This window comes from Mycolicibacterium psychrotolerans, from assembly GCF_010729305.1.
In the GTDB taxonomy this organism is placed as follows: Bacteria; Actinomycetota; Actinomycetes; order Mycobacteriales; family Mycobacteriaceae; genus Mycobacterium; species Mycobacterium psychrotolerans.
On sequence record NZ_AP022574.1, the window covers coordinates 3,162,774 to 3,180,698 of the forward strand.

A 17,925-nucleotide genomic window follows, 5' to 3' on the forward strand; every position below is an offset into this window, starting at 1 on the left:
GGAGATTTCATGACTGTTCAGGACCAGTCGGCAGTGCAGGCAGAACAGGCCACCGACACCCAACACGGCGTGATCCTGACGGAGGCCGCGGCCGCCAAGGCCAAAGCACTGCTCGACCAGGAGGGTCGCGACGACCTGGCGCTGCGGATCGCGGTGCAGCCGGGCGGTTGCGCGGGGCTGCGGTACAACCTGTTCTTCGACGACCGCACCCTCGACGGCGACCTGACGGTGCAGTTCGGCGGCGTCAACCTGACGGTGGACCGGATGAGCGCCCCCTACGTGCAGGGCGCCAGCATCGACTTCGTCGACACGATCGAGAAGCAGGGTTTCACCATCGACAACCCCAACGCCACCGGCTCGTGCGCCTGCGGCGACTCGTTCAACTGAGCTAGTACTGCCCGGCCGTGCGCGGCAGGTAGGAACACACCAGCACCTCGTTGTCCACGGACAGCAGCTGGGCCACGGCTTGCTCGTCGGCTTCCGGCTGGCTGCGTGACGAGCGGCTCTCCGGTGTCACGCGCATCGTGAACAGCACCTGCGCCTGCGTCGGCGAGGACATCACCATCTTGTCGATCGACGTCACCCGCGCGCTGCTGTACTGCTTGCGGAACGCGTCGCTGGACAGGCTCGCCAGCGCGAGGTCCGAGCGGCGCTCCTTGACCTCGTCGAACAGCCCGCACAGCGTGTGCCGGGCGACGGTCTCGGCGTCACCGTTGGACAACGCGTCGACATAGTTCTGGATCGCGGTGCGGGCCGATGCCTCGGTCAGGGCACCGGTCTGCGCCGGTTCGCTACCACCACGGGTCAGCGCCACCGCGGTGATCACGCCCGCGACGACCAGCACGGCGAGCACAGCCACCGCGGCGACGACCCAGCGGCGGCGCCTGCGCGGCGGATAGGGGACCGGCGGCGGCAGCGTACCGGGATAGGCCGCGCCGAAACCGGTGTCCGGATAGGGCTGCGGGGCACCCGGCTGCTGGCCGAAACCGTCCGGATACATCGGGGGTCCTGCTGGTCCAGCGCCGTACGGGGGCGGGTAGGGACCAGTCATACATGAGCTCCCGGGCAGGTCGGTGGATGGCGTGTGCCTCTACAGTGGCCCGTACGGGCACTCATAGGCAGGTTAGCGCACGGGCGCACGCTGCTCCGGTGAGCGAAGACGCCGCCGCTAAGGTATGGGTGAATTCATGAAGGGTGGAACTGCGTGACCATTGCTGTGACCGGATCGATCGCGACCGATCATCTGATGCGTTTTCCGGGCCGATTTTCCGAGCAGCTGCTCGCCGACCACCTGCAGAAGGTGTCGCTGAGCTTCCTCGTCGACGATCTGGTCATGCATCGGGGCGGCGTCGCGGGCAACATGGCCTACGCGATGGGCGTGCTGGGTGGGCGCCCGACGCTGGTCGGCGCGGTCGGCAGCGATTTCGACGACTATCGCGAGTGGCTCACGTCCGCCGGGGTGAACTGCGACGCGGTGCTGGTGTCGGACTCGGCCTACACGGCACGATTCGTCTGCACCACGGACGAGGACATGGCCCAGATCGCGTCGTTCTATCCCGGCGCGATGTCGGAGGCCCGCAACATCAAGCTCGCCGACGTCGCCGAGCGGACGGGCACACCGGATCTCGTGATCATCGGCGCCAACGACCCCGAGGCGATGTTCCTCTACACCGAGGAGTGCCGCTCGCTGGGGCTGGCCTTCGCCGCCGACCCGAGCCAGCAGCTGGCCCGGCTGTCCGGCGAGGAGATCCGCCGGCTCATCGACGGCGCCACCTATCTGTTCACCAATGACTACGAATGGGATCTGCTGCTGCAGAAGTCCGGCTGGTCGGAGGCCGAGGTGATGCGCCAGATCCAGCTGCGCGTCACCACTCTCGGCGAGAAGGGCGTCGACCTGGTCGGCCGCGACGGCACCTTCGTCCACGTCGACGTGGTACCCGAGACCCGCAAGGAAGACCCGACCGGCATCGGCGACGCGTTCCGCGCCGGGTTCCTCACCGGCCGTGACGCGGGGCTGCCGCTGGAGCGGGCGGCGCAGCTGGCGTCCCTGGTGGCGACGCTGGTGCTGGAAGCCCCGGGTCCGCAGGAATGGACGTGGGACCGGGAGAGCGCCGTCAAGCGGCTTTCCGACGCCTACGGCGACGAGGCAGGGCAGGAGATCGCCTCCGCGCTGGCCTAGATGTACTGACCTGAGAGGTTAGGTACGCGGCTGGCGGGTGGTTGGCCGCCGAGTGCGGTGTGGCCGCGGTGGTGATTGTAGGCGTGCAGCCAGATCGGGAATTGCTCGCAGCGTTGGGCGTCGCTGGTGTAGAGGCGGGCGTAGGCCCATTCGTCGGCCAGGGTGCGGTGGAATCTCTCGACCTTGCCGTTGGTCTGCGGTCGGTATGGGCGGGTGCGCCGGTGCTCGATGTCGCCGAGAGCGTCCCGGAAGGCATGGGATCGGTAGCAGGAGCCGTTGTCGGTCAACACTTTCCGCACTGTGATGCCGCACTCTGTGAACCAGGCGTCGGCGCGTCGCCAGAATGCTGCGGCGGTCTCTTTGCGTTCATCACTTAGCAATTCGGAGTAGGCCAGCCGAGAGTGCGCGTCGATCGCGGTGTGCAGGAAGTGATAGCCCCGCCGGGGATTGCGGTATTGCGTCATGACCGCGCTGCTCTTGTCAGCCTGGCGATTGGCCCTGCCCACAGCGCGGCCCAGCATGCGCCAGCCACCGCCGGCGGGAATCTTGCCGAGCTTCTTGACGTCGATGTGCACCAATTCCCCACACCCGGTGGTTTGGATGCGCCGGATCACTCGGCCGGTAGGTCGGTCCAGCCACCGCAGCTTGGCCACCCCGTAGCCTCGATTTTTCGTCCAAGGTGATTGCGGTCGAACTCTGGGACGGGTTGGGTTGCGGAGTGGGTTGTGCAGTTGCTGGGCGTGCTGGATGGTCCCGTGTCGCCGGGAGGGGCGGGCTTCCCAGGGCCGGTGGGTCTTTCACATCGGTCGGTCAGGTGGCGAGGGTGTTATCCGAAGGCGGTGCGGATGCGTTGCCAGGCGGTCGCGATCACGGCGGCCCATCGCCAGGTGGCATCGATACGGAGCCGTCGTTGGCGGGCGCCGCGGGTGATGCGGGCGGCCACGTGCAGGACCCGGTAACGGAAGGTGGTGATCTCGGCGCGGGCCAACCCGGGTTGGTTGGCGAATCCAATGAGCCGGGTCCAGGTGACCAGATCCGTAGTAGCCAGGACGATTTCGAGCCAGGCGGCGTTGGCCCAGAAGCCGTGACACGGCAGGTTGCGCAGCCCGGTGGCCTTCAGTTCGCGGATACGGTCTTCGACTCGGGCGTGCTGACGGTGCCGCAGCTCCAGACCCGCGACCTGCCCGGGCACGACCCCAGGTCCGGTGTCGGTGATGAACGCAGTGACCCGCATGCCGTCGGCATCGGTGAACCGCAACTGCGCACCGGGGTGAGGTCGTTCTTTACGCAGGATCAGCCTCGTGCCGGTCGGCCAGCTGCTCAGGTTGACCAGCCCGGTGGCCTCGGCGACCCAGGCCCCGTCGCGGATGCCGCCGTGGGTGTCGATCGCCGGATACCAGCACGCCCCGAGGTTGAGGGTGTCCACCGCGTCCTGCACCCGGGCGTCGACGGGGTAGCCAAAGGAGAATCCGACGCCCGCGGCGCGGCAGGCATCGGCGAATCTGTGGGTGGCCCCGGCGGTGTCGCAGCGCACCAACACCTGCGGCGCATCCGGATTGTTGGGCTCGTCGGGGTCGGGTCGCCACGCCGCCGGGAGGGCGGCCAGCGCCTGTTCCAGGACGATGACGTGGTCACTGGCGGTATTGGAGCCGGCGTTGCCGGTGCGCAGTAGCCCAGCCAGGGCTTCCCCGCCACCGATCTCCGGACGGTCCAGAAACGCCAGCAGCGGGTGAAGACCGAAGGTCTTCTTCCAGGTCGGCGTAGCCCCGGCTTTGTTGTCGGAGTGATCGATCACCAGGGTGGCATCGATGTCGATATGCAGCCAGCCCTCACCAGCGGGGGCGGCGCCGGCGTCCCAGGCCGCTGCCCGCGCGCCGGCACGTGCCGCCCGCACCCCGGGGAGGTGAGCGGCATCGATCCGCTCGTCGATCAGCCGCCACATCGTGGTCGTCGACGCCTTCGCTCCGAACACATGCTCACGATCGCCGCACAACTGTCCCACCCCGTCGATACAGTCCGCCCCGTCAGCGACCGCGGCCGCCAGATCGGCGAACACCTCCCCGGGGGCATACACCCATGGGCCGCGGTAGGTGTCCGCCAACGCGGCGGTGACCTGCGCCGATAACCCCGTCCGGTCAGCGAGCTCGCGCAGCATGCCCATCCCGGCATGCGACACGACACCATGGCCGTCGGCCGACACTTTCACCCGCGATGCGGCCACGATATTCTTCACCTGCGAGGTGCCTTCCCGCTGGAACGATCTGAACCTTCGACAAGTCCGATTATTCCCTGCAGGACAGGCACTTTCGCTTATCTACCCCCTGCCAAACACAAGTTTCCGCGAAAAATCCGGGGTAGCGGCTCAGTACCTGATGCACTGTCGAGGGATGAATGCCCAGCTGATAGCCGATGCGGGCCGGTCCCCAACGGCGCAGCACGCGGATTTTGATGATGCGCCGCTCTGTGCGGGTCGGTGTCTGATTCGGGCTGTGGTGCGGCCGAGAGCTGCGATCGACCATCCCAGCCGGACCCAACTCCCGGTATCGGCTCGCCCAGCGGGCCGCCGTAGTCACCGCGACCTGAAACCGTTCGGCAGCCCGGCGCAGCGACCAGCCGTCCTCGACGACGCAGCGAGCCAGCCTCAGACGACCGGTTTCGGACAAGGGGGCATTACGGTGGGACACGAAGACCTCCGGTGAATTGGTGCGTTCCTAGACAGCTCGCACTTCACTCGGAGGTCTTCGTCATGTCACCACGCCACGCCGTACCTAACGTCCGTGGTCAGTACACCTAGAGCTGGACCGGGTAGGTCGGCTCGCTGATCTGCGGCACCACGCTGTGCTCGACGAAGATCGCGTGCCACAGCATGAAGATCAGCACCGTCCACAGCCGGCGACTGTGATCGCTTGTGCCCGTACGGTGTTCGTCGAGCATGGTGCGCACAGCGGTCACGTCGATCAGATCGCCTGCGCCCGACGACGCGATCGTCTCGTACGCCCACTCCTGCAGTTCGCCGGCCCGCAGCCAGTGCCGGATCGGCACCGGGAAGCCCAGCTTGGGCCGGTGCAACACGTGCGGCGGGATGATCGGCTTCAGCGCCCGGCGCAGCGCGTACTTCGTGGTCGCCCTGGTGATCTTCTGGTCGTAGGGCAGCCGGGAGGCCACCGCGAACACCTCGGGGTCGAGGAACGGCACCCGTAGTTCCAGCGAGTTGGCCATCGTCATCTTGTCGGCCTTGACCAGGATGTCGCCGCGCAACCAGGTGAACAGGTCGATGTGCTGCATCCGGGCCACCGGATCCCACCCGGCCGACTGCGCGTACACCGGCGCGGTGACGTCGGTGTGCGTCCACTCGGGCCGGAACCGCGTCAGCACGGCGCGCAACTGCGCGTCGGAGAAGCTGCGCGCGTTGCCGTAGTAGCGCTCCTCGAGGCTCAACGATCCGCGGTGCAGCAGACTCTTGCCGCGCATGCCCTCGGGCAATGGCCCGGCCATCCGGCCCACCGACTTGCGCAGCCCGCGCGGCAGGTAGTCGAACGGCTTGAGCGACAACGGCTCCCGATAGATCGTGTAGCCGCCGAACAGCTCGTCGGCGCCTTCGCCGGACAGCACCACCTTGACGTGCTTGCGGGCCTCGCGGGCGATGAAGTACAGCGGCACCAGCGCCGGGTCGGCCACCGGCTCGTCGAGGTACCACACGATCTCGGGCAACGCCGCCACGAACTCGGCCTGGCTGACCACCTTGGTGACGTGCCGGGCGCCGATGGCGTCGGCCGAGGCGACCGCGACGTCGACCTCCGAGAAGCCCTCGCGTTCGAACCCGGTGGTGAACGTGATGAGCCGGGGGTTGTGGCGCATCGCGAGCGCCGCGATCGCCGTCGAGTCGATGCCGCCGGAGAGAAACGCCCCCACGGTGACGTCGGCGCGCATGTGCTTGGCGACCGAGTCCTCGAGCACCGCGGTGATCTCGTCGTAGCGGGCCTGCTCGCCGCCGGCCGGAAAAGGCACCGCGGCGAACCGCGGCGTGAAGTACCGCGTCACCTCCGGCGTGCCGCCCGGACGCACTCGGGCGTAGCTGCCCGATTCCAGACGGCGGATGCCCCGCTGCAGCGTCTCGGGCTCCGGCACGTACTGCAGCACCGTGTAGTGCTGCGCCGCGCGCTCGTCGATCGTCAGGTCGATGCCGAGCTGCCCGGCGAGGTCGAGGAGGCACTTCTTCTCGCTGCCGACGACGGTGCCGCCGGGGCCGGTGGCGAGGTAGAGCGGCTTGATGCCGAACGGGTCGCGGGCGCAGAACAACTCCTGCGCCACGGTGTCCCACAGCGCGAACGCGAACATGCCGCGCAGCCGGGTCAGGGCCGCGGTGCCCCAGTGGTGGTAGGCCGCGATGATGGCCTCGCCGTCACCGTCGGTGTGGAAGACGGCGCCGTGCTCGGCGCGCAGCGCCTCCCGCAGCTCGAGGTAGTTGTAGATCTCGCCGTTGAACACCAGCACGTAGCGGTCGGGCGCCTCGGCCGGGCCCCAGCGCAGCGGCTGGTGACTGTGGGCGATGTCGATGATCGAGAGCCGGTTGAACCCGAGCACCACGCGGTCGTCGTTCCAGGTCCCTGGCTCGTCGGGACCGCGGTGACGCATGAGGTGGCTGGCACCGGAGACCGCGTCGACGAGGCTGGGAGAGACCTCATGGGCAGGGTCGGTCACCATCGCCAGCAGTCCGCACACGGCGCCAGTATGCCTAATGGCCGAACACAATCCCCACTCACTTGGCTGCGGCCCGACGGGGTGGTCTACGCTGCGTAGTATTCAGTGCAGCCGTCTGACCGTCCGGCGGTCGATCGACTTGGTAGGAGGCGCCAACGTGCCCGCTCGCGGCCTGAAGTTGGTGGCGTTGTCCCTGCTCCTGGGTGGGACAACGGTCCTGCTCAGTGGGTGCAGCTGGTCTGAGGTGCTCGGCCTCGGCTGGCCCAAGGGCATCACCCCGGAAGCCCATCTCAACCGGGAACTGTGGATCGGTTCGGTGATCGCCGCGCTCGTCGTCGGCGCCATCGTCTACGTTCTGCTGTTCTGGACGGTGACGTTCCACCGCAAGAAGAAGGGCGAGCACGAGCTGCCCCGCCAGTTCGGCTACAACATGCCGCTCGAACTCGCGCTGACGGTCACGCCGTTCCTGATCATCTCGGTGCTGTTCTACTTCACCGTCGTCGTGCAGGAGAAGATGCTGCACAAGGAGCCCAACCCCGAGGTCGTGGTCGATGTCACGGCGTTCCAGTGGAACTGGAAGTTCGGCTACCAGAAGGTGAACTTCGGCGACGGCACCTTCACCTACGACGGCGCCGACAACGCCCGCAAAGAGGCGATGATCTCCAAGCCCGAGGGCACCAACGAGAACGGCGAGGAGCGCGTCGGCCCGATCCGCGGCTTGAACCCCGAGGACCGCAGCTACCTCAACTTCGACAAGGTCGAGACCCTGGGCTCGTCCACCGAGATCCCGGTCCTGGTGGTGCCGTCCGGCAAGCGCATCGAGTTCCAGATCGCGTCCGCGGATGTGATCCACGGGTTCTGGGTGCCCGAGTTCCTGTTCAAGCGTGACGTGCTGCCGGACCCGAAGGCGAACAACTCCGACAACGTGTTCCAGGTCAGCGAGATCAACCAGACCGGCGCGTTCGTCGGCCGCTGCACCGAGATGTGCGGCACCTATCACTCAATGATGAACTTCGAGTTGCGGGTCGTGGAGCCCAACGACTTCAAGGCCTACATGGACCAGCGGATCGCCGGCAAGAGCAACGCCGAGGCGTTGCAGGCGATCAACCAGTCACCGGTGGCCACCACCACCAGGCCGTTCGACACGCGCCGCGGTGAGCAGGTCGGCGTGCCCCAGGCGAGCAGGTAGGACAGCACATGCATATCGAAGCCCGGTTGTTCGAGTTCCTGACGGCGTTCTTCGCGCTGGCATCGGTGGTCTACGCCGTACTGACGGCGCTGTTCGCCAACGGCGGCGTGGAGTGGGCCGGCACCACCGCGCTGGTGCTGACCACCGGCCTGACGCTGATCACCGGCACCTTCTTCCGCTTCGTGGCGCGTCGCCTCGACACCCGCCCCGAGGACTACGAGGACGCCGAGATCGCCGACGGCGCCGGCGAGCTGGGCTTCTACAGCCCGCACAGCTGGTGGCCGGTGATGATCGCGCTGTCGGCGTCGGTCACCGCGGTCGGCATGGCGCTGTGGCTGCCGTGGCTGATCGTCGCGGGGGTGTGCTTCGTGCTGACCACCGTCTCCGGTCTGGTCTTCGAGTACCACACCGGGCCCGAGAAGCACTGACGCCCGGCGACTTCGACGCAAGGGTCGCGTGCAAGGTCACAATCCGGACATGAGTTGGTGCGCCACCCGCGCACGACGGCTCACCGCAGACCCCGCGTTGGGTAGTGTTGCCGTCGCGCCGTGGGCCGCCGAAGGTGGCCGTCGGCGCCGGACAAGCCGGCGAGAAGGATAGACGCACATGAGCGGGCCGAAAGGCGAGGACCCGGGGGACCGGCCCTCCCCGGATGAACCGACCCAGGAGGTCCCCGGGGTCGGTGACAGCGCCGCTGACCCCGGCACCGGCGCAACCGACTTCTACTCCCGGGCCTACTCCGCACCGGAGTCCGAGCAGTTCGTCAGCGCGCCGTACGTCGCCGGCGACTCCTCCCTGTACGACTACGACAACTACGACGCCGCCGAGGAACCGGTCGAGACGCCGGAGCCGCCGCGCTGGCCGTGGGTCGTCGGCGTGGTGGCCATCGTCGCGGCCGTGGCCCTCGTGGTGTCCGTCTCGGTCCTGGTGACCCGCACCGAGACCGACACGCTCGCGACGCCGGAGACCACCACCAGCGCGCCGCCGGTGCAGGACGAGATCACCACCACGACGCCGCCCCCTCCGCCGCCACCGCCACCGCCCACCACCGAAGAGCCCCCGCCTCCGCCACCGGAGACGGTGACGGTGACCGAGCCGCCGCCCCCGCCGCCGGCCACCGAGGAGCCCCCGCCGCCTCCGCCGCCGACCACCAGTGAAGCGCCGCCCCCGCCGCCTACCACGACGCGGGCGGGCCCACGCCAGGTCACCTACTCGGTGACCGGCACCAAGGCGCCCGGCGATATCATCACGGTCACCTACATCGACGCGTCGGGGCGCAGCCGCACCCAGCGCAACGTCTACATTCCGTGGTCGCTGACGGTCACCCCGATCTCGCAGTCCGAAGTCGGCTCGGTGCAGGCCTCCAGCCTGTTCCTGGTCAGCCGGCTGAACTGCTCGATCACCACCAGCGACGGCACGGTGCTGTCCTCCAACGCCAACAACACCGCCCAGACCAGCTGCTAGGCCGATACACACCAGTGATGACGACTCCTGCCGCCGAATACACCCCCGACCGCACCGATCGCATCCTGCTCGGCAGCTGCGCGGCCGTTTGGCTCGCCGCGCTCGGGGCCGGCGTAGCCGCGACGGTGGCCCTGGTCGACCTCGCGAACGGCCGCACCGGCGGTGGCGGGGACTCCGGCACCCCGTGGTTCCTCTACGTCGTGATCGGTGTGTCGGCGGCCGTCATCATCGCGGCCGTGCCGCTGCTGCTGCGTGCGCGCCGTGACGCCCGCCGGGACGCCGAGCCCGTCTCCCGTGCCCCTGAGCGCGCTGCAGAGCCGTCCGCGCCCGCGCGGGTGGCCGAGGCGCCCACCGAGAAGATCCGGGCGGTCACGCCCGCTGCGACGGCGCTGCGCGCGCCCGCGGCGACCCCCTCACCGGCGGTCGAACGTCTGTGGGTCCGCGCCGCCTCGTCGATCGGCTGCGCGATGGGCGTCGCCACGCTGCTGATCGGCGTCGCGACCTACCTCATGGCGGCCGAGAACGATGTCGCATCCTGGGTGTTCTACGGGGCGGCCGGCGTCGTCACGCTCGGCATGATCGCGATACCGGTCTACTTCCTGCGCGAGCTGCACGCCCAGACCGGAGTCTGATCCGCGCACAAAAAAATCCGCCCCGGCCGGAGCCGGGGCGGATCTTCTCAGGTGACGTGGTGGTCAGTGATGACCGTTGCCGGACGAGCCGTTGCCGTGCCCGTCGGACGAGCCGTTGGAGTGCCCGTTCGACGAGCCGTCCGTGCCGAGGCGTTCGCGCAGGGCGGTGAGCGCCCTGCGTTCGGACGCATGGGCAGCCTCGGTGAGCGCCTCGTGCTCGGAGATCGGGTCGGCACTGATGAAGCTGCCCGTTCCGGGGGCGCCCGCCGAACCAAGCTTGTTCATCCGCTTGGGCAGCGCCGCGCCCTGGTACTCCAGCGGGATGGCGTGGCCGTGCTCGTCGACCGGACCCAACGGCTGGTGCAGCTCGATGTAGGCACCGTGCGGTAGCCGCTTGATGATGCCCGTCTCGATGCCGTGCTCGAGCACCTCGCGGTCGCTGCGCTGCAGCGCCACCGCCCAGCGGTAGGCGAGGTAGTAGACGATCGCGGGCAGCACCACCATGCCGATGCGGCCGATCCACGTCGTCGCGTTCAGCGAGATGTGGAACTTCAGCGCGATGATGTCGTTCATGCACGCGAACGTCAGCACGATGTACAGCGCGATCGCCGCCGAGCCGATCGCGGTGCGCGTCGGTGCGTCACGCGGACGCTGCAACAGGTTGTGGTGGGCGTCGTCGCCGGAGAACTTCTTCTCCAGGAACGGGTAGGCGATCAGCAGCATGAACACCAGGCCCATGCCGACCGCCACCCACACGCCCTGCGGAATGGTGTGGCCGAAGGGGTAGAACTCCCACGCCGGCCACAGGCGGATCAGCCCGTCCGTCCACATCATGTAGAAGTCGGGCTGGCTGCCCGCTGACACCTGGGAGGGCTTGTACGGCCCCAGCACCCAGATCGGGTTGATCTGCAGAAGGCCGCCCATCAGGCCCAGGATGCCGACGGTCACGGCGAAGAACGCCCCGGACTTGACCGCGAACACCGGCATGACGCGCACGCCGACGACGTTGGTCTCGGTGCGGCCGGGGCCGGGGAACTGCGTGTGCTTCTGGAACCAGACCAGCGCGAGGTGCACACCGATGAGCGCCAAGATGATCCCTGGGATCAACAGGATGTGCAGCGCGTACAGCCGGGGGATCAGGATCTCGCCGGGGAAGTCGCCGCCGAACAGCGCCCAGTGCATCCAGGTGCCGACGATCGGGATGCCCATCGTGATGCCGGACAGCGCGGCGCGGATACCGGTGCCGGACAGCAGATCGTCGGGCAGCGAGTAGCCGAAGAAGCCCTCGAACATCGCCAGGATCAGCAGCAACGAACCGATCACCCAGTTCGCCTCGCGGGGCCGGCGGAACGCGCCGGTGAAGAAGATGCGCGCCAGGTGCACCATGATCGACGCGGCGAACAGCAGCGCCGCCCAGTGGTGGACCTGCCGGACGAACAGGCCGCCGCGGATCTCGAAGCTGATGTCCAGCGCGGTCTCGTACGCCCGCGACATGCCGACACCGCGCAGCGGCTGATAGACGCCGTTGTAGGTGACTTCCTGCATCGACGGGTCGAAGAACAGCGTCAGCCACACACCGGTGAGCAGTAGCACGATGAAGCTGTACAGCGCGATCTCACCGAGCAGGAACGACCAGTGGGTCGGGAACACCTTGTTCAGCTGGCGGCGGACCGCGGCCGACGGGTGGTACCGCGAGTCGATCGCCTCGCCCTGCTTGGCGGCGATCTCGGCCATGTTGAGTCGTGGGCTCATGACGTGCGCTCCCAGAATGCCGGTCCGACGGGTTCGATGAAGTCACCGTTGGCTACAAGGTAGCCGTCTTTGTCGATCGTGATCGGGAGCTGCGCCAACGCGCGGGCCGCCGGTCCGAAGATGGGTCGTGCGAAGTGCAGTGCGTCGAACTGCGACTGGTGGCACGGGCACAGGATGCGATTGGTCTGCGACTCGTACAGCGACGCCGGACATCCCAGATGCGAGCACACCTTGGTGTAGGCGAACAGCTCGCCGAAGTTGAAGCTCTCCTGGCCCTTGCGCTTGACCACCCGCGACATCTCCGCCGGCCGGATGCGGATCAGCATCACCGGGTTGCGCACGCCCATCGAGATCTCGTGCAGCTTGTGCTCGGACTCCACGGTGGTCCCGTCGCCGTCCGACTCCCGCCACGGGAACACGGTCTCCATGCCGCCCGCGTCGATGTCCTCCGGGCGCATCTTCACGAACGGTGACTCGCCGGGTCGGCCGGTGGCCCGGGCCAGGTAGATCGTCTCGCCGGTGAACCGCGGCGTCCAGCCCGACGTCCACAGCACGGCCTTCATGCCCTCGGCGGTCGGGACGACCGGCTTCCACGGGTTCTTGATCAGGCCACCCATGAACGCGACCAGAGTGCCCAGGCCGAACGCGCCGAAGCCGATGCCCAGCGAGAGTCCGATCAGCTTGCGCCGCTTGAGCGTCGAGCCCTCCAGCGCGTTCCCGAGGTTGGCCGCGATGGTCCTGCGGTGGAGCTCGGGGGAGGCGCCGTCGTGGCGGTCCTGGATCGAGATCTCCTCGGGGATGAACTTCTTCTGGAACAGCACCGCGCCGACGCCGATCGCGAGCACCGACAGGCCGAAAGTCAGACCGTAGAGCGGAGTGGCCAGCGAGTACAGGAACTCGCCTTCGGATCCGAACGGCTTGTACTCCCACGGCCAGAACAGGAACACCAGCAACAGCGCGAAGCCCGAGATGCCCGCCAGCAGAAGCCAATACGCGACGGTCCGCTCAGCGCGCTTCTCGGCCTTGGTGCCGGGGATGGGCCACCGCGGCTCCTGGTAGACGATTTCGACGCCGTCGAGCTTGCCGCCGAGCGCGAGCAGTTCCTGCTGCGACATCTCGGCGAGCTGGGCGTCGGTCGGCTGGCCGGGCGCACCCTCCTGCCCCGGCGAGTCCGTGCCCTTCACGGTGCCCTCCTCAGGGCCCCGTTCGGTACCGGTGGTGGCGTCACTCATGCCCGTGCTCCGATCCAGAGGGCGGCCGCGATGATGGCCACCATGCCGACGATCCACGCGACCATGCCCTCGGAGGTCGGACCGAAACCGCCCAGCCCGAGACCACCGGGCGAGGGGGTCTCCGCCGCCTCGCGGACGTACGCGACGATGTCGCGCTTCTCGTCGGGCGAGAGCTGACGGTCGGAGAACTTCGGCATGTTCTGCGGACCGGTCAGCATCGCGGTGTACACCTGCGCGGGCACCTTGGCCGCGTCGCCGAGGTCCGGCGCCCACTTGCCCGACGACAGCGCGCCGCCCTTGCCGGTGAAGTTGTGGCACGACGCGCAGTTCAGCCGGAACAGGTCGCCGCCACGGGCGACGTCGTTGCCGATCAGCGACTGCGAGGCGATCTGGCCGTTCTCGTCGCGGGGGACGACCGGTCCGCCGCCGTTGGCCTGGATGTAGGCGCCGAGCGCATCGATCTGGGACTCGTCGAAGGCCGGGTCCTTGCGCTGGGCCTGCGCCTCGCCGCGCATCGCCGGCATGCGTCCGGTGGACACCTGGAAGTACACCGCCGCCTCACCGACGCCGATCAGGCTGGGCCCACGCTGCTCGACGCCCTGCAGGTTCAGGCCGTGGCAGGACACGCACGAGGTCTCGTAGAGCTGTTGGCCGGTGCGCAGCATGGCGGACGCCGACTCGTCGGCGACCGCCACCTGGGGTGTCGGCGTGAAGGTGGCCGCCAGGCCACCGGCCACTGCCAGTCCGATCAGCAGCAACAGTGCCGCCGAGACGCGCCGGCGCAGTCGGCGCTGGCGCACTGTCGCCGGCCTCCCGGCCCCGGGTGCCTTGCTTGTCATCGAACCCCTTCTCATCCGCGGGTTGGGAGACTTCGGTGTCATCGCTTCCGTCATCGCACGAAGTAGATGACGGCGAACAGCGCGATCCAGACGATGTCGACGAAGTGCCAGTAGTACGACACGACGATCGCCGCGGTGGCCTGCGCCGGGGTGAACTTGCTCATCCGGGTGCGCATGAGCAGCAGGATGAACGCGATCAGACCCCCGATGACGTGCAGGCCGTGGAAGCCGGTGGCGAGGTAGAAGACGGTGCCGTAGGCGCTGCCCGGGATCGTGGTGCCCTCGTGGACCAGGTGGTAGTACTCGTAACCCTGGCCGGCCACGAAGAAGGCACCCATCGCGAACGTCAGCAGGTACCAGCGGCGCAGACCGAAGACGTCGCCGCGCTCGGCGGCGAAGACACCCATCTGGCAGGTGAACGACGAGGCGATCAGCACCAGCGTCACCGGCACCGCCAGCGCGAGGTTCAGCTCGGTCGGTTCCGGGGGCCAGTTGCCCTGCGCCTGGGCGCGGGCCGTGAAGTACATCGCGAACAGTCCAGCAAAGAACATCAACTCACTGGAAAGCCACACGATCGTGCCGACACTGACCATGTTCGGACGGTTCAGCGAATGCACTCGCGACGTGATGGCGGTTCCCGAGGTCCCTACAGCGCTCGTCACAACAGCAAGTATGACGCTTTGTAGTTGTCGAACTCCACCCGGGTCGAGCAATTCGTCATAATCGCGTCGTGACTTCCGCTCCCGCCCCGAGCTGGCCGATGATCCTCGGCAGGCTGACCACCAACCAGTCGCTGCTGCCCGGGCAGGCGGGCTGGGCGATGGACCAGATCATGACCGGCGTAGCGACCCCCGCCCAGATCGCCGGATTCGGCGTGTCGATGAAGATGAAGCGCCCGACGTCGGCGGAGGTCGCCGAGCTCGCCGACATCATGCTCAAACACGCCCGGCGGGTGCCCACCGACACGATCGGCACCGACACCGTGGATGTGGTCGGCACCGGCGGCGACGGCGCGAACACCGTGAACCTGTCCACGATGGCGTCGATCGTGGTGGCCGCCGCGGGGGTCAAGGTGGTCAAGCACGGCAACCGCGCGGCGTCGTCGCTGTCCGGCGGTGCCGACACCCTCGAGGCGCTCGGGGTACGCATCGACCTCGAGCCCGAGCAGGTGGCACGCTGCGTGGCCGAGGTGGGCATCGGCTTCGCGTTCGCCCCGCAGTTCCACCCGTCGTATCGGCACGCCGGGGCCGCGCGACGCGAGATCGGGGTGCCGACGGTGTTCAACCTGCTCGGTCCGCTGACGAATCCGGCGAGCCCGCGGGCGGGGCTGATCGGTTGCGCGTGGGCGGAACTGGCCGAGGTGATGGCCGAGGTGTTCGCGACGCGCGGCGCCAGCGTGCTGGTGGTCCACGGCGACGACGGCCTCGACGAGCTGACCACGACGACGACCAGCACGATCTGGCGGGTGCAGGCCGGCACCGTCGAGCGGTTGCGATTCGATCCGGCCGCGTTCGGCTTCGCGCGCGCCCACATCTCCGAGCTCGTCGGCGGGGACGCCGAGACGAACGCGGCCGAGGCCCGGTCGGTCTTCGGCGGCGCGCCGGGGCCGGTGCGCGACGCGGTGGTGCTCAACGCCGCGGGGGCGCTGGTCGCTCATGCCGGCTTATCCAGCGACGCCAAGTGGGTCCCGGCCTGGGAGTCCGGGCTCGCGCGCGCCAAGGAGGCGATCGACTCCGGGGCGGCCGAACAGCTGCTCGCGCGTTGGGCGCGGTTCACCCAGCAGCTCTGACCCGTCGAACTGCTCGGTCAACTGCTCGGCCGCCACGCGCGCGGACCGGGCCGACGCCGCCCAGCCCGCCCACCGTCCCGCTGCGCCGATCGGCGAGCAGTACCCGCTGTCGGCCCGCACGATCCGGACGCCGGGGTGGGCCAGCCACCGTGCGATGAGCGCGATCTCCTCGACCAGTGCGCCGCCGTGCGGCCCGTCGATGGGCAGCACGGTCTGCGCGGCGGCGCACAGCGCGTCGACGACCGGCATCGGCGGGACTCCGCGGGGCGCCACCCCGGCCGCGGCGAGCTGACCGTGCCGGATCACCGCGAGGTGCCAGCCGCGCGCGCCGTCGGGCCGGGCGGCGATCAGTTCGCCGATGCCCGACAGGGCGCGTAGTCGCTGGCCGCGCCAGAGCACGTCGATGGTGGCGGCCGCCCGGTCACGCATCCGCGCCGCGGTCTCGTAGCGGTGGCGTCCGGCGAGGTCGTCGATGTGGGCCAGCATCGCGCTCAGTGCGTGCCCGTGGTGCCCGTCGATGAGCGCCCGCGCGTCGCGCACGACGGCGGCGTAGTCGTCGGGTCCAGTGCCCCGTACCGCCGGGCAGGGGGACACCTCGAGTTCCGGGCAGGCGGGCCCGTGCACGGCCGATCGGGACAGCCGCCGGGTGCAGGTGCGCACCCCGGTGAACCGCGCGACCAGGTCGGCGGCGTCGACGGCGTCGGCGCGGGCGCGGAACGGTCCGATCGCGGTGTCGGTGCGCGGCGCCCGCACCACGGTGAACCGGGGGAACGCCTCGTCGGTGAGCGTCACCCACCACCAGCGGTGCGGGAACTTCGACCGGCGGTTGTACGGCGGTGCGTGGGCGGCCAGCAGGCGCAGTTCCCGCACACCGGCCTCGAGGTCGTGGGCGCACTCGACGTGGTCGACCGCGGTGGCCAGGGAGGCCATCTCCTTCATCCGGGTGCGTGGATCGGCGCCGTTGAAGTACTGGCCCACGCGGCGGCGCAGGTCCACCGCCGTGCCCACGTAGAGCACCTCAGCCGACGGGCCGCGGAACAGGTAGACCCCGGGGCCGCGCGGCAGCGACCGGGCCAGGTGGCGGTTGCGGCGCTGGGCCGGGCTCACGTCGGGCAGATACGACCGCAGCTCGGTGTAGGTCTGCACGCCTTGGTTGCCGACCCGCTCGATCAGCCCGTGCAGCACGTCCACCGTGGCCCGGGCGTCGGCGAGGGCGCGGTGGTTGGGCGTGGTGGCGGCGCCGAACAGCTGCGCGAGCGCGGACAGCCGCACGCTGGGCGCCTCGTCGCGGTTCAGCACGCGGCGCGCCAGCCGCACCGTGCACAGCACCGGCGGCTTGGGCCAGGGGATGTGGTTGCGTTCGGCGGCTGCGCGCAGGAAGCCGATGTCGAAGCCGGCGTTGTGCGCGACGAGCACGGCTCCGCGGGCGAATTCGAGAAACGCCGGCAGCACCGCGTCGATGCGGGGGGCGTCATAGACCATCGCCGTCGTGATGCCGGTGAGCGCGACGATCTGCGGCGGGATCGCCCGTCCCGGGTCCACGAGCGTCGCGAACTCGCCCAGCACCTCGCCGGCGCGCACCTTCACCGCCGCGATCTCGGTGATCTCGTCGTGCCGGTCGCCGCTGGCGCGGCCGCCCGTCGTCTCGAGATCGACGACGACGAACGTGGTCTCGCGCAGCGTCAGATCGGCGTCGGGGTCAACGTCGGCGAAGCTCAGCTGACCCATGCGCCGACCGTAGGCGGCGGCGCCGACAAGTCCGGGGAGAAACGCGGCCCGCCCGGACTTGTCGGTCGGTGTCGATACCGTGCGCTCGACTGCGATGAGAGGACGGGTGCCATGACACACGAACAACCACCGGGCGAGAGCCCACGTTCGGCCGACACGGGGACCGTGACGATCGACTGCGACGACTGCGCAGTCCGGGGACCCGGCTGCGAGGACTGCGTCGTCAGCGTGCTGCTCGGCGTGCCCGAAACTTTGCTGGTCGACGAGCGTCGCGCGCTGGAAGTGCTGGCCGAAGTGGGTCTGGCGCCGCGATTGCGGTTGGTTCCGATCCATCGACACGGCAGCTCCGGAGTTGCCTGAGGACACGCCGCGTCACCCGCGCCCCAGGCACCACAGGAGCAACTGTTAAATTTGCGTCTC

15 protein-coding genes and 3 pseudogenes are annotated in these 17,925 nt (G+C 69.0%); 8 read left to right on the plus strand and 10 right to left on the minus strand.

The genetic code is table 11. The features are described from left to right. Positions 1-9: 9 nt before the first annotated feature. Positions 10-387: a HesB/IscA family protein gene (locus G6N45_RS15400; RefSeq protein WP_057148569.1), complete on the plus strand. Its 378-nt coding sequence runs from the start codon at positions 10-12 to the stop codon at positions 385-387. Position 388: 1 nt separating this feature from the next. Here G6N45_RS15400 and G6N45_RS15405 read toward each other — a convergent pair whose 3' ends face one another. After that, a complete protein-coding gene (locus G6N45_RS15405) occupies positions 389-1,051 on the minus strand; it encodes an Rv0361 family membrane protein (RefSeq protein ID WP_163723073.1) in 663 nt (220 codons plus the stop codon). Between the two features lie 153 nt (positions 1,052-1,204). Between G6N45_RS15405 and G6N45_RS15410 the strand changes: the two genes are divergently transcribed. Then, positions 1,205-2,179 (plus strand): carbohydrate kinase family protein, encoded by a 975-nt coding sequence (locus tag G6N45_RS15410; RefSeq protein ID WP_163723074.1) that lies wholly within the window; start codon positions 1,205-1,207, stop codon positions 2,177-2,179. Here G6N45_RS15410 and G6N45_RS15415 read toward each other — a convergent pair. From G6N45_RS15415 to asnB, 4 genes and pseudogenes are all read right to left on the minus strand, one after another. Further along, positions 2,176-2,838 (minus strand): annotated as a pseudogene (locus tag G6N45_RS15415) (IS481 family transposase); the annotation flags it as partial. The gene G6N45_RS15410 and the pseudogene G6N45_RS15415 overlap by 4 nt on opposite strands. A gap of 167 nt (positions 2,839-3,005) precedes the next feature. Continuing rightward, entirely contained in the window at positions 3,006-4,412 is a 1,407-nt protein-coding gene (locus G6N45_RS15420) for an IS1380 family transposase (protein ID WP_163723075.1), read from the minus strand. Between the two features lie 121 nt (positions 4,413-4,533). Further along, positions 4,534-4,863, minus strand: a pseudogene (locus G6N45_RS15425) (helix-turn-helix domain-containing protein); the annotation flags it as partial. A 106-nt stretch (positions 4,864-4,969) separates the two neighbouring features. Next, a complete protein-coding gene (gene asnB, locus G6N45_RS15430; RefSeq protein WP_163723076.1) occupies positions 4,970-6,901 on the minus strand; it encodes an asparagine synthase (glutamine-hydrolyzing) in 1,932 nt (643 codons plus the stop codon). A 79-nt stretch (positions 6,902-6,980) separates the two neighbouring features. On the opposite strand from asnB, the gene ctaC reads away from it, so the two are divergent. From ctaC to G6N45_RS15450, 4 genes are all read left to right on the plus strand, one after another. Next, a complete protein-coding gene (gene ctaC / locus G6N45_RS15435; RefSeq protein ID WP_246229112.1) occupies positions 6,981-8,069 on the plus strand; it encodes an aa3-type cytochrome oxidase subunit II in 1,089 nt (362 codons plus the stop codon). 8 nt (positions 8,070-8,077) lie between these two features. Further along, positions 8,078-8,497, plus strand: coding sequence for a cytochrome c oxidase subunit 4 (locus tag G6N45_RS15440; protein ID WP_163723078.1), 420 nt, complete (start codon positions 8,078-8,080; stop codon positions 8,495-8,497). A gap of 178 nt (positions 8,498-8,675) precedes the next feature. Next, entirely contained in the window at positions 8,676-9,533 is an 858-nt protein-coding gene (locus tag G6N45_RS15445; RefSeq protein WP_163723079.1) for an MmpS family transport accessory protein, read from the plus strand. 17 nt (positions 9,534-9,550) lie between these two features. Continuing rightward, a complete protein-coding gene (locus tag G6N45_RS15450) occupies positions 9,551-10,165 on the plus strand; it encodes a DUF2561 family protein (protein WP_163723080.1) in 615 nt (204 codons plus the stop codon). A 63-nt stretch (positions 10,166-10,228) separates the two neighbouring features. Here the strand turns inward: G6N45_RS15450 and qcrB are convergent, their stop codons facing one another. From qcrB to ctaE, 4 genes are read right to left on the minus strand one after another with little or no spacing between them, the layout of a single operon-like run. Continuing rightward, complete coding sequence (gene qcrB, locus G6N45_RS15455) at positions 10,229-11,917, minus strand: cytochrome bc1 complex cytochrome b subunit (protein WP_163723081.1); 1,689 nt, start codon at positions 11,915-11,917, stop codon at positions 10,229-10,231. Continuing rightward, the gene (gene qcrA, locus G6N45_RS15460; RefSeq protein ID WP_163723082.1) at positions 11,914-13,149 is read right to left on the minus strand and encodes a cytochrome bc1 complex Rieske iron-sulfur subunit; all 1,236 of its coding nucleotides are present in this window, start codon (positions 13,147-13,149) and stop codon (positions 11,914-11,916) included. Before qcrA ends, qcrB begins: the two co-directional genes overlap by 4 nt. Continuing rightward, positions 13,146-13,988 carry a cytochrome bc1 complex diheme cytochrome c subunit gene (gene qcrC, locus G6N45_RS15465; RefSeq protein WP_163723083.1) on the minus strand — a complete coding sequence of 281 codons (843 nt, stop codon included), beginning with the start codon at positions 13,986-13,988 and terminating at the stop codon, positions 13,146-13,148. Before qcrC ends, qcrA begins: the two co-directional genes overlap by 4 nt. Positions 13,989-14,038: 50 nt before the next feature. After that, on the minus strand, positions 14,039-14,650 hold the full coding sequence (gene ctaE / locus G6N45_RS15470; protein WP_043410243.1) for an aa3-type cytochrome oxidase subunit III: 612 nt from the start codon (positions 14,648-14,650) through the stop codon (positions 14,039-14,041). 98 nt (positions 14,651-14,748) lie between these two features. Between ctaE and trpD the strand changes: the two genes are divergently transcribed. Beyond that, entirely contained in the window at positions 14,749-15,777 is a 1,029-nt protein-coding gene (gene trpD / locus G6N45_RS15475; RefSeq protein ID WP_246229117.1) for an anthranilate phosphoribosyltransferase, read from the plus strand. Here trpD and G6N45_RS15480 read toward each other — a convergent pair. Continuing rightward, positions 15,715-17,505 (minus strand): annotated as a pseudogene (locus tag G6N45_RS15480) (DEDD exonuclease domain-containing protein); the annotation flags it as partial. The gene trpD and the pseudogene G6N45_RS15480 overlap by 63 nt on opposite strands. Before the next feature lie 111 nt (positions 17,506-17,616). On the opposite strand from G6N45_RS15480, the gene G6N45_RS15485 reads away from it, so the two are divergent. Beyond that, complete coding sequence (locus G6N45_RS15485) at positions 17,617-17,865, plus strand: hypothetical protein (protein ID WP_163723085.1); 249 nt, start codon at positions 17,617-17,619, stop codon at positions 17,863-17,865. Positions 17,866-17,925: the final 60 nt, after the last annotated feature.